Origin of the sequence: Novosphingobium indicum (assembly GCF_014645195.1) — a bacterium.
In the GTDB taxonomy this organism is placed as follows: domain Bacteria; phylum Pseudomonadota; class Alphaproteobacteria; order Sphingomonadales; family Sphingomonadaceae; genus Novosphingobium; species Novosphingobium indicum.
In genome coordinates this window covers 1-11,329 of sequence record NZ_BMLK01000049.1, presented here as the reverse complement: position 1 = coordinate 11,329, position 11,329 = coordinate 1, and the positions used below count along the sequence as shown (strand labels likewise).

Genomic DNA, 11,329 nt, shown 5'->3' with positions numbered 1-11,329 from the left:
TTCAAAGCCCGGATTCAACATTTAAGCGCAATAATTCAATATCTTAGCGTTTATGGACGGACACTAATTAGGAATAGCGTCAAGCGGTGCGCTGGCTTTTAACCGCAGTCCTTCACGGGAGAAAACGATCTCACATTCTCCGGCCGTGCTAAACCCGTGCCGGATTAGTCGCGATCCGAAGCCCTTGTGCGATGGCGCGGTTACAGGCGGACCGTGCTTTTCACGCCAGATAAATTGCAGAAGAGAATTGTCTACCTTCCATGTGACGTCAACTTGCCCGCTGTCGACTGACATTGCGCCATATTTGAGAGCATTTGTGGCAAGTTCGTGCAGAAGAAGCGCCAGTGACATTGTCGTTTTCGGCCCAATGTTGATATCGTCGCCAGCAATGTGAACTCGTGACATGTCTAGAGTAACGCCCAGCGCCGAACGCACCAGCGGCTCCATCTGACCGCCTGACCAGTCCTGCATTGCGAGCGCCCCATGTACATTGGCCAAAGCACCAAGGCGACGCTCGAAATCGACAAACACAACCGGATCGACATGCTGACGCAGCGTTTGCGATGCGATTGATTGCACGACGGCCAGCGAATTTTTTATCCGGTGCGCCAGTTCTTGATTTACGATTTCGAGCTTGGCCTGTGCTTCGACTGTCTCCGTCGTTTCGATTACCGTATCGAGCATCCCGGCCACATTGCCGTCGCGCAGACGCAGCGGGCTGTAGCAAAAGGTGAAATAGGCCTGCTCGGGCATGCCGCGGCGGTCGATCACCAGTGGGAAATTCTCGACGAAGGTCGATTGCCCTTCCATGGCCGATTGCGCGATCGGTCCGATCTGGTCCCAAACTTCGGCCCAGATCTCACTGAACGGACGGCCCAGCGCCTCAGGCTTGTCACCCAGAATCGGGCGGAACGCATCGTTATAGATGGTGATGAATTCCCGCCCCCATGTGACCGCCTTGGGAAACCGGGAATCGAGCACCTGTTGCACCACCGTTTCCAGTTCCGCCGACCATTGCGTGCGCGGGCCCAACGGGGAACGGTCCCAGTCAAAGGCATCGACCCTGGCGCGCATGGTGGACGGGGTATTCAGAGGATCGCCATCAGTCATGCGCGGTATCGTCGCCTCTGGGGCCAAAGGTGGCGGAAAGCAACCGACTTAACCTGATGGCAAGAAAGCGCAATGCGGATCATCGATGAGCCGATATTGTCCGCCGGGCGGTCAATCCATGGCGATCAGCTGATTAAATCAGATGTCGGGCAATGGCTGATGGGCAAAGCCCCAGCGCGCCAGCACCTTTTCCTGTGCACGATCGATCAGTTTCTGCGCATCGTCGATCGAGAACGGATGCGCGTTGTCGATTTGGTGCAGCTCGTCCCACGCGACCGGAACGGCCACGGGCGCACCGCTGCGCGCGCGGGCCGAATAGGGCAGAACAGCCGTGCTGCCGCGCTGGTTGCGCAGCCAGTCGATGAAGATCCGCCCCTTGCGCTTGGCCTTGCTCATGGTCGCGGTAAAGCGGTCGGGTTCGGCCACGCTTAATGCCTCGGCAAAGCGGCGGGCGAAATCCTTGTGCGCGGCCCAGTCGTGCCCGCAGCGCAGCGGAACCACTCCCGCCTTTTTCTTCAGCCTTATCAACAGCCACTCGCCCTTCATCCACTCTCCCTCCAGCGTGAAGTGCAAATGGCCCTTGCCGATGTCCTGCGCGCTCTTCCCCTCGACCGGCGCCCATGTGCCGCGATCCCACAGCATCACCGTGCCGCCGCCATATTCGCCCTTGGGAATGGTGCCTTCGAATTCGCCATAGGACAGCGGGTGATCCTCGGTCCGGAAGGCCAGACGTTTGACGTCGGGATCGGGCGACGGCCCCTTGGTCACGGCCCAGCTTTTATAGACGCCATCGATCTCAAGCCGCAGGTCCCAGTGCAGCCGCGTCGCGTCATGCTTTTGCACCACGAAGCGCGCCTGCCCCTCCGCCGATGCCTCGCCTTTGGGTTCGGGCGTTTTCGCAAAATCGCGTTTGGCGTTATATTCGGCCAGCGGATCGGTGCGTTTCGCCACGGGTTTACGCCGATTTCTTCTTCGCGCCGGATTTGCGCGCCGATTTCGCCGCCGGCTTTTCGCCATCGACCGATTTCTTCAGCGCCGCCATCAGATCGATCACGTTGGAACCCGACTTGGACGCAGGCTCGTCGACATCTTCCAGTGTCTTCTTGCCGCTTTTCGACTTGGCCTTCTTGTCGATCAGGCGGCGCAACGCTTCTTCATAGCGATTTTCAAATTCCGACGCGTCGAAGGGGGCCGTCTTCTTCTCGATCAGGCTGGTGGCAAGCTCGCCCACAAGCCGTGGCACAACCCGCTCCTGTCCGACCTGCTTGTCGGACAGGAGCCGAACGAGGCTCTGTTCGACAAGGCCGCCGACCTACTGCTCGAGGATGCCCGCGGCTTCGGCGAAAACGATTTCAAGATACCACTCGCGCGCCGCACGCTGAAGGCCGTGCTGGCTCAAGCCGCTGGAGATGCCGGGTGACCGCTCATTTTCGACAGGACAAGCCCGACACGCGCAACTTGCTCGACACCTTCGGGCAAGGCGTGATCGGCAAGCCGATGGCCCGCCCCGATGGCCTTGCCAAGGTCACCGGCACAGTCCCTTACGCCGCCGAATACTATTTCGTCGATTGCCTCAAGGGCTTTCTGGTCACCGCGCCGTTCACGGCTGGCCGAGTGAAAGCGATCGACAAGACCGGGGCGCTCGCCATGGATGGAGTCGTCGCGGTGATCGACGATCCGCGCATGACGGTGCGCCCCGCGCAGGGCACCTCGGGAGAAGCGCCCGAGCAAGGCCCCGCCGAAGTTGCCTACCACGGACAGCCCATCGCGGTGGTGGTTGCCGAAAGCTTCGAGCAGGCACGCCATGCCGCGCGATGCCTCGGCATCAACTACGAGGCCCTCGATCCTGCCGGACTGCCGCTCGATCCCGCCGCGGTGCCCACCGAACCGGGCCGAGGCTCGATGCAGGCGGGAGATCTGGCGCACGCCATGAAGAAGGCCACGCACAGCGTCGACCTCGCCTTCACCACCGAAGGCCACGCCAGCGCCGCCATGGAACCGCACGCCGCGATTGCCGAGTGGGACGGCAAGACCCTCACCGTCCATGCCTCGCTGCAGATGCCCAACTACAACATCGCGGAACTGGCCGATGCGCTGGACCTTGCCGAAGATGATGTCCGCATCGTCGCGCGCTACGTCGGCGGCGGGTTCGGCTCGAAGCTCGGGCTGAGCCAAGAGACGCTGGCCGCCTGTCTCGCCGCTATGGAAACAAGCCGCCCGGTACGCGTCGTGATGGCACGCCGACAGGTGTTCGAAACGGTGATCCGCCGTTCGGAAACGCACCAGCGACTGCGCCTCGCAGCCGACGCCGAGAGCAGGCTCATCGGCTTCGGTCACGAGGCCCGCGTGTCGAACCTTCCCGGCGAAAGTTTTGCCGAGCCGGTGCTGCAATCGAGCGCCTTCCTCTACGGCGGCGAGAACCGGCTCCTGCAGCTTGAGATTGCGCGCGTCCACCGGATGACCGCCGGTTCCGTTCGTGCGCCGGGCGAAGCGGTGGGCATACCGACGCTGGAAGTCGCGATGGACTGTCTTGCCGAGACGATCAGGATCGACCCGGTCGAGCTGCGCCTGCGCAACATCCCCGAGAAGGACCCGGGCAAGGGCCTGCCGTTCACGGCGCATGGACTTGCCGAGTGCCTCACCAGGGGCGCGGCCGCGTTCGGCTGGGACAGTACGCTGCGCTCGCCGCGCCGCCGGCTCGACGGGGAATGGTCGATCGGCACGGGCATGGCCAGCGCCGCGCGCGTGCACAACGTGGCCGAAGCCAAGGCCCGGGTCACGCTCACCCCCGATGGGACCGCGCTGGTCCAGAGCGACATGACCGACATCGGCACCGGGACGTATGCCATCCTCGCCCAGATCGCCGGCGAAATGCTGGGGCTGGCGCCGGAAAAGGTCCTTGTCGAACTGGGCGACACCGCCTTTCCGCGCGGCCCCGGCTCCGGCGGAAGCTGGGGCGCTGCCTCCATCGGGTCAGCCGTGTCGGTTGCGTGCGAGGATATCCGCCGCACGCTGGCCGAATGCGCAGGCTGCGATCCGGACGGCCTGACGCTCAGGGATGGCCTGGTCGATGGCCCCTCGCCCCGGTCCTTTGCGGAAATCCTGGGTCGAGAACCGCTGTCCGTCGTCGGCCATTACGAACCGGGCGCCATCGCGGACGATTACACGGCATCGAGCTTCGGGGCCTTCTTCAGCGAGGTGCGGGTCAACCGGCACACGGGCGAGACGCGGGTATCGCGCATGCTGGGGGCTTTTGCCTTCGGGCGCGTCCTCAACGCCCGGACAGCGCGCTCGCAATGCATCGGCGGCATGACCTGGAGCATCGGCGCGGCCTTGACCGAAGCCTTGCTGTTCGATCCGGTAGATGGCCACCTCGTGAATTGCGACCTCGCCGAATACCACGTGCCCGTGCACCGCGACGTGCCCGATCTCGACGTGCTCATGCTCGAGGAACGGGACCCTGCGGCCAGCGCGATTCAGGCGAAAGGCGTGGGCGAACTGGCCATGTGCGGCGGCCCCGGCGCCATCGCCAACGCCATCTACAACGCCTGCGGCGCCCGCCTGCTCGACTTCCCGATGACCCCGGACCGGGTGCTTGCCGCCATGCCGGATTGATCGGGCGACAGGAAAGCCTTGCGCGAGGAACCATCTTCTCGCGCAGGCTTTGTCCGCAAGTGAAGTCGCCCCAGGAGAAAAGCCATGTCCGATGCACCCGATCCCATCGAATACGAAGGGACTGCCGGGAGGGGGCTCGCTGAAGGGCGTGCTCGAAAGTGAAATTTCGCAGAAGGCCGCGCCAGGCGCGCTCGAGACGCTGAAACGCCTCGACCAGCCCGGCGGCATGATGTGCACCTCGTGCGCCTAGATCAAGCCCGAGTGGCCGAGTGCCTTCGAGTTCTGCGAAAACGGCGCCAAGGCCACCTTGTGGGACCTTACCAGCGCACGCTGCACGCCAGAGGTCGTGGCCGGACACACGGTGAGCGATCTCGCGCAGTGGCCCGACCATGCCCTGCCTCGTGCGCGCCGAGGAAGACATGCAGGAGACCGGCAACCAGTGGGTAACGATCGAGGACAGCTTCAGCCACATCTATGGCTCCAAGGGCAAGCGCAAGCCGGCCAGCGAGCACCTCATCAGCGAAACCGCGATCGTCTGCGAGCTCGCCAAAGCCACCCTTCCCGCCAATCCGCGATGGTGCTGGGACGAGTGGCGCGCGGACTACGCGCGAATCCGCGACCTCATCGCCCGCACCTATCCCGACGAGTTCCACGACATGAGCGAGCGGATGAACCGGCCCGGCGGCTTCTACCGCGGCAACCCGGCGCACGAGCGCATCTGGAAGACGGACAGCGGCAAGGCCGAATTCACCGACCCGAGCGTGCTGAACGCCTGCGGGGTGATCGACAATCCGGGCGGCATGCATCTGGTCACGCTGCGCTCGAACGACCAGTTCAACACAACGATCTACGGATACTCCGACCGCCTGCGCGGGCTTGAGGGCAGCCGCATGATCGTGATGATGGCACCTGCGGAAATGGTCCGCCTGGGGCTTGTCGCGGACCAGGAAGTGTCTCTTGTCACGCAAGTCGACGATGGCACCCAGCGCAGGGTGTCCGGACTGCCGGTCAAGCCGTATGACCTTCCGGCAGGCACCATCGCCGGCTACTTTCCCGAGCTCAATCCGCTGGTCCCGCTCGGCTACCACGAGGAACTTTCCAAGACGCCGGCCAGCAAGGGCATCCCGGTAGCGGTCGAGCCGTGAGGCGGGCGGGCCTGCGGCGGGCTGAAGGCCGCCGCAGGCCCGCCCGCGCCAAGGCACGGCACTAGGCCTTGCGACGAGTGTCGTCAGGCTTGTTTGGCCTTCTTTCCCGGACACGCGCCCGCCGTGGCGCCGCCGCGCGGTCCCCTATCGGGGCGATCGGTGGTGGGATCGGGAGCGCCCGGTTCGTCGATGTCGGTAGTGACGGGTGCAGGACTTGCCTGCCCCTGCCACGCTACCGTCCCGGTCCGATCGGTCGGGGCGACCTTTGCCTTGGCCTTTTCGTCGGTTTTCGCGCCCGCGCCGGTCTGGCCGGGGTGGTCCGTGGTCGTCGGTATCGTAGGCATTTTCGGGGTCCTGTCTGGACTACCCTAACGAAGCGCCGCGCGAGAATGTTTGACGCTTCCGGTCGCACGAGGCCTTCGCCCGGTCGCTTTACGACGTCCGGCACGCCTGTTTCGCCAGGGGGGGGGGGCGGGAACCGCTAGCCGAGGGCGAGACTTTGGCTTGCAGTACCACCTTTTATCGGTCTTGGCCACTCATGAACAAAACGGCCCCCTTGCCATTGCATCGTTCCTCGCCGGGCCCTGCCCAAGTCCATTCCATCTTCGAGCGCGACAACGCGCCCCTTACGACGCCGAACCGAATAGCATTGATCGGCACGTTCCCTCCGCGCAAGTGCGGCATCGCCACCTTCACCAGCGATCTCGACAAGCAACTGACACACCACCACCCCTCGATCGAGATCGATGTCTATCCCCTGGTCACCGGCGAAGACCGATCCGACAATCCGCGCGCCATCGAGAGCACCGAACGCGAAGCGTTCATCAGCGCGGCCCGTGCCATCAACGAGAGCGGCGTGGAAGCGGTATGGCTGCAACACGAATACGGCATTTTTGGCGGACCTGATGGAGATCTCGTCTGCGAACGCGTCGACAGGCTGGCACCGCCCCTGATCCTGACCTGCCACACCGTTCTTGCCGAGCCCTCGCCGCGCCAACAGGGCATATTGCGCCATCTTGTATCCCGCGCTTCGCAGATCATGGTGATGTCCCGCCATTCGCTGAAGCTTCTCAACGATATCTACGGCGCGCCCGAGCATATCCTGACCCTGATCGAACATGGCGCTTCCGACCCTCCCTTCGGCCGGCAGGCGGATGCCAAGCGCGCCCTCGGCCTTTCCGAGCGCAAGGTCCTGATGACTTTTGGCCTGCTGGGACCGGGCAAAGGCCTTGAAACTGCCATTGAGGCCTTGCCCGCCATTATCGAGAAGCACCCCGACGTGCTGTATCGCATCGTCGGCGCCACCCATCCCAATCTTGTCGCGCACGAGGGTGAGGCTTATCGCGACCGCCTTGTCCAACTCCTCGCCAGGCTGGGGCTGGAAGCCAACGTCGAATGGGACAACCGCTTTCTCGAAACCGACGAACTGCTCGACCAGATCGAGGCCTGCGACATCTACCTCACCCCCTATCCTGGCATGCAGCAGTCCACCTCCGGGACGCTGAGCTACGCCGTTGCCATGGGCAAGGCGGTCCCCTACCTGCATGCGCGCGAACTCCTCGCCGATGGCGTGGGCCATCTTGTACCGGCCGGTTCGAGCGCGGCCATCGCCGGCAAGGTCAAAGAACTGCTCGGCGATCCGCAAGCCCTTTTGGCTACGCAGCGCCGAGCCTATGCACGGGGTCGCGAGACGATCTGGCCGCGCTTCGCGGATGCCGCCGCCTCGCTTGTCGCCAAGGCCGCGCAAACGCCTCGCGCAGAGCCTGGCTATACCGCCGTACCGAGCCTTGCCGGCGTCATCTCCATGAGCGACGCGACCGGCATGATGCAGCATTCGGTGGGCATTGTACCCGATCGCACCCATGGCTATTGCCTTGACGACAATGCCCGCGCCCTCATGCTGATGAACGTGGCGGAAGGCATGGATGCCGCCGAACGGCAACGCTGGAGCATGGTCTATGCCTCCTTCATCCAGCACGCCTGGAACCCGGATGCCAAGGCGTTTCGCAACTTCATGCGGTTCGATCGCGGATGGTGCGAGGAGACGGGATCGGACGATTCCAACGGGCGCGCGCTCTGGGCACTCGGCCATACCATCAGCCATTCGCCCGACGAGGACATTCGCGAATGGGCGCTCGGTCTCTACGACCGGACCTTGCCGTATCTTGCAGCGCTGAGCTCTCCTCGCGCGCTTGCCTTCGTGATGCTGGGTGCGGCGGCCCGCCTGCGCGCCCAGCCCGATCATCCCTTCTCGCGCAAGATCCTGACCGATGGCGGAGAGGTGCTGGCAAGCCTGCTCAAGCGCAGCCGACGTCCGCATTGGGTCTGGTTCGAGGCCATGCTCGCCTACGACAACCCGCGCCTGCCGCAGGCGTTGGCGGAGGCCGGCGCCCTGCTCGAACGCCCCGTTTGGATCGCGGAAGCGCTGGAAACGCTGCGCTGGATCGCTTCGATGCAGACGAGCACGACCGGGCATTTCCGTCCGATCGGGTCCGACACCTTCGGCAAGGAAGGCGAGGCCCTGCCGTTCGACCAGCAGCCTCTCGAAGCCCAGGACGGCAAGAACCTCTATCTCCTGCGTTCCGATACGCTCGACTGCTGGGACGATGAGGGCGTGCTGCTGATGGAGCCGCGCTACCCCTGGGAGTTCATCCAGATCGGCAACTGCGGCAGTCCGATCCTGACCGACGCGGGGTGGCTGCTGTTCACGCACGGCGTGGGCGCAATGCGCAAGTATGCGCTGGGCTGCGCGCTTCTTGACCGCGGCGATCCCTCGAAGGTGCTCGCTCGCTCGGTGGAGCCGGTATTGACGGCCGAGAACGCCGATCGCGGCGGCTATGTGCCCAACGTGATCTATACCTGCGGCGCGTTGCGGGTCGAGAAGCGCCTGCTGATCCCCTAGGGCATCTCCGACAGCGCGGTGGGCTTCGCCACCTGCACCATCGAGGGCCTGCTCGAGAATATGGCCTGATCCTTAGCCGACTTATCCGGTTCGACGTTCCCCGGTACGTAGCAGGACTGGGCCTGCGGCTCGGGCACATCTCCGGACAGGTCGCGCCTGAGGGCATAGCCCCGCTCCAGGGCCAGCGCATCGAGGTCGATCACCGCGTCGACGTGCCAGCCGGGCGCCTGCTTGCGCGCGATTTGCGCCGCGTCCTTCCAATCGCGCGCGGCAAGGAAGCGGTAGTCATGCTGCTCGCGAACGAACGCGCTGGAGTTGCGTCCCAATTCCACGGCGAAGAAGGCCTCTCCGGGCTCCCGCGCCCTTTCGCCGAGCGGCTCCAGTTCGAGCGCGATCCAGCCATCGAGGTGGGCCGCCTGCATCCCGGCCCCGAAACGCTCTTCGCACAGGGCGACTAGTGCCTTGTCGTCGGGCGCGACGAGAGCGTGCACCTCGTGGCTTTCGAAAAGGCTGCCGTTGCACATTCCGCCGATCTCGGCGACATAGAGTTTCATGGCTGGTGCTCATTCTGGCTTCATTCCGGCGCAAAAATGCAAGCGACGCGAAGCAGTTCGTCGCATTTGTGGGAAACAGCGCAAGCCTTGCGATGTTCCTCATTCGACATGGCAAGAACTTTCCCCAAGGCTACCGACGCGTCATCGGGCACCCCTACCCGCTCCGAAGATCGTGGCGGGGAGTGCATAGCCATCATCGGTGGCGGCCCCACCGGCACCTACATGCTCTATGCCCTCTCGCGCGTCGATGGCGTACGCACGATCACGGTGTTCGAAAGCGGCCCCGTGCCTGGTCCCGGCCTGCCCTTTGCGGAGCACCTCAACGATCCGCACGCGCTCGCCAACATTGCCGGGCTGGAAATCCCCCCGCTTGTCGAAACGTTGAACGACTGGGCGCGACGGCAACCGCCGGAACGGCTTGAAGCCTGGGGGATTGCCGGAAAGGAAGGTGACGAGCGCGCCTTCTTTCCGCGCATCGTGCTCGGAGCATGGCTTGCCGACGCGTTCGCCGGCATCGTCGCGCATTCGCCTATCCCCATTGCCGTGCACGCCGGTTGCGATGTCGTGGACGTGGTCGCCATGCCCGGCACCTCCCGCGTCGATTGGAGGACGGGTAACGACCGCATCCACAGCGCCCAATTCGACCGCGTGATTATCGCGACTGGCTATGGGGCGACGGGAAGCGGCGCAGACGACGCGCGGGAGCGTACCGGCCAGGGATGTGCCAGCGCGGTGAAGGGCCGCGCGCATGTCCGGCTGGGCATCCTTGGTTCCTCGCTTTCGGCAATCGACGCCATCGTCGCGATTGCGATGGCGAACGGAACGTTTGCCCACGAGGAAACCGGACCGGGGCTGGTCTACACGCCGACGCGCAACTGGCACGCCACCATGATGAGCCGCAACGGATTGCTGCCCGAAGCCGATTTCTGGTTTCCGGTTCCCTTGCCGCCCCTGCTGCACCTGACCGACGAAGCCGCGGCCAGGCTCGTCCAGAGGCGCGACGGCGATCTCGATAGGATGTTCGCCCTCTTTGCCGAGGAACTGGGCGTCCAAGACCCAGGCTATGCCGCGAAGGTCGGGCTCGATAGCGCGACTGCCGACGATTTCGCGGCGCGCTATCTCAGGGAGCGCTTGGCCAGCGATCCCTGGGATTATGCGCGGCGCAACCTCCTGGAAACACGCGAATGGCATCGCCGCCGCAACACGCCGGCCTGGCGCGTCGTCATTCTCAAGGCGCACGAAGTCTTCGCGTCCATCGTGCCGAAACTGTCGGAGGCGGACCTGGCGCGCTTCCAGTCCGGGCTGAAGCGGGTCTTCACTGACAACTACGCTGCAGTCCCGGACCTTTCGATCGCTCGCCTGCTGGCGCTGCGCGCGGCTGGCGCGATCGACCTCGTGGCACTGGGAGAAGACTATCGCATCACGCCTGAAGGCCAGCGCGAATGGCGGGTGAGCCGCGATGAATGGTCGGCGCGGTTCGATGCACTTATCGATGCGCGCGGCCAGCAGGCGGCGCCGCTTGACAGCTTTCCCTTTCCCACCTTGCGCCTGCAGCTATGCGCCAGCGCCCTACATCACGGTCGCGACTGGAACGGCGGGCTGTCGCCCTCTCCCGACCTCACCGTGCCGGGCATCGATCCTGCCTGGCACCGGGTCCATTTGTGCGCCCTCCCTTTCCTGCTCCGCGACCGGCCCTTTATCCAAGGGCTTGTGGAATGCGCCGCGATGGCGCGCGACGTGGCACAGGCCGTAGACCAGTCCATCCGCCTGCGCGAAAGTGATCCAAGCACCTTGGCGCTCTTAGAAATGCTGGACAAAACAGCGGTTACGCTTGCCGACGGAGCCGTGATCGCGCTCGAAATTGAGAACTATCATACTCAGGCAGAGGGCGCTCTTTTAGCCGACGATGCCAATCGTCCGCCTAATCAGTAAGGCCGCTAGAGCGGTTTTCGACCGTTCTGAATCGGCATGGGATTCCCTTTGGTCACGATTTCTGATTCAGA

9 protein-coding genes and 2 pseudogenes are annotated in these 11,329 nt (G+C 64.2%); 6 read left to right on the top strand and 5 right to left on the bottom strand.

Features of this window, described 5'->3' with window-relative positions:
• Window positions 1-63 precede the first annotated feature (63 nt).
• The 3 genes from IEX64_RS23360 to IEX64_RS23350 all read right to left on the bottom strand — a co-directional run bounded on the left by IEX64_RS23360 (window position 64) and on the right by IEX64_RS23350 (window position 2,341).
• Entirely contained in the window at window positions 64-1,110 is a 1,047-nt protein-coding gene (locus tag IEX64_RS23360) for a sensor histidine kinase (RefSeq protein WP_188823783.1), read from the bottom strand.
• Between the two features lie 138 nt (window positions 1,111-1,248).
• A complete protein-coding gene (ligD, locus tag IEX64_RS24865; protein WP_444544070.1) occupies window positions 1,249-2,061 on the bottom strand; it encodes a non-homologous end-joining DNA ligase LigD in 813 nt (270 codons plus the stop codon).
• A 4-nt stretch (window positions 2,062-2,065) separates the two neighbouring features.
• Entirely contained in the window at window positions 2,066-2,341 is a 276-nt protein-coding gene (locus tag IEX64_RS23350; protein ID WP_308422671.1) for a hypothetical protein, read from the bottom strand.
• Between the two features lie 185 nt (window positions 2,342-2,526).
• Between IEX64_RS23350 and IEX64_RS23345 the strand changes: the two genes are divergently transcribed.
• The 3 genes from IEX64_RS23345 to IEX64_RS23335 all read left to right on the top strand — a co-directional run bounded on the left by IEX64_RS23345 (window position 2,527) and on the right by IEX64_RS23335 (window position 5,870).
• Window positions 2,527-4,725 carry a xanthine dehydrogenase family protein molybdopterin-binding subunit gene (locus IEX64_RS23345; RefSeq protein ID WP_188823781.1) on the top strand — a complete coding sequence of 733 codons (2,199 nt, stop codon included), beginning with the start codon at window positions 2,527-2,529 and terminating at the stop codon, window positions 4,723-4,725.
• A 91-nt stretch (window positions 4,726-4,816) separates the two neighbouring features.
• The gene (locus IEX64_RS23340) at window positions 4,817-4,975 is read left to right on the top strand and encodes a hypothetical protein (RefSeq protein ID WP_188823780.1); all 159 of its coding nucleotides are present in this window, start codon (window positions 4,817-4,819) and stop codon (window positions 4,973-4,975) included.
• A gap of 139 nt (window positions 4,976-5,114) precedes the next feature.
• Window positions 5,115-5,870: a hypothetical protein gene (locus IEX64_RS23335; protein ID WP_229710700.1), complete on the top strand. Its 756-nt coding sequence runs from the start codon at window positions 5,115-5,117 to the stop codon at window positions 5,868-5,870.
• Between the two features lie 83 nt (window positions 5,871-5,953).
• On the opposite strand, the gene IEX64_RS23330 is transcribed toward IEX64_RS23335, so the two are convergent.
• Complete coding sequence (locus IEX64_RS23330) at window positions 5,954-6,214, bottom strand: hypothetical protein (RefSeq protein ID WP_188823779.1); 261 nt, start codon at window positions 6,212-6,214, stop codon at window positions 5,954-5,956.
• Window positions 6,215-6,408: 194 nt separating this feature from the next.
• Here IEX64_RS23330 and IEX64_RS24735 point away from each other — a divergent pair.
• Window positions 6,409-7,530: pseudogene (locus IEX64_RS24735) on the top strand (glycosyltransferase); the annotation flags it as partial.
• 891 nt (window positions 7,531-8,421) lie between these two features.
• A pseudogene (locus IEX64_RS24730) lies at window positions 8,422-8,841 on the top strand (glycoside hydrolase family 130 protein); the annotation flags it as partial.
• Here the strand turns inward: IEX64_RS24730 and IEX64_RS23320 are convergent.
• The gene (locus IEX64_RS23320) at window positions 8,769-9,326 is read right to left on the bottom strand and encodes a hypothetical protein (protein ID WP_188823777.1); all 558 of its coding nucleotides are present in this window, start codon (window positions 9,324-9,326) and stop codon (window positions 8,769-8,771) included. The pseudogene IEX64_RS24730 and the gene IEX64_RS23320 sit on opposite strands and share 73 nt — an antisense overlap.
• Before the next feature lie 108 nt (window positions 9,327-9,434).
• Between IEX64_RS23320 and IEX64_RS23315 the strand changes: the two genes are divergently transcribed.
• Entirely contained in the window at window positions 9,435-11,258 is a 1,824-nt protein-coding gene (locus tag IEX64_RS23315; protein WP_188823776.1) for an FAD/NAD(P)-binding protein, read from the top strand.
• Window positions 11,259-11,329: the final 71 nt, after the last annotated feature.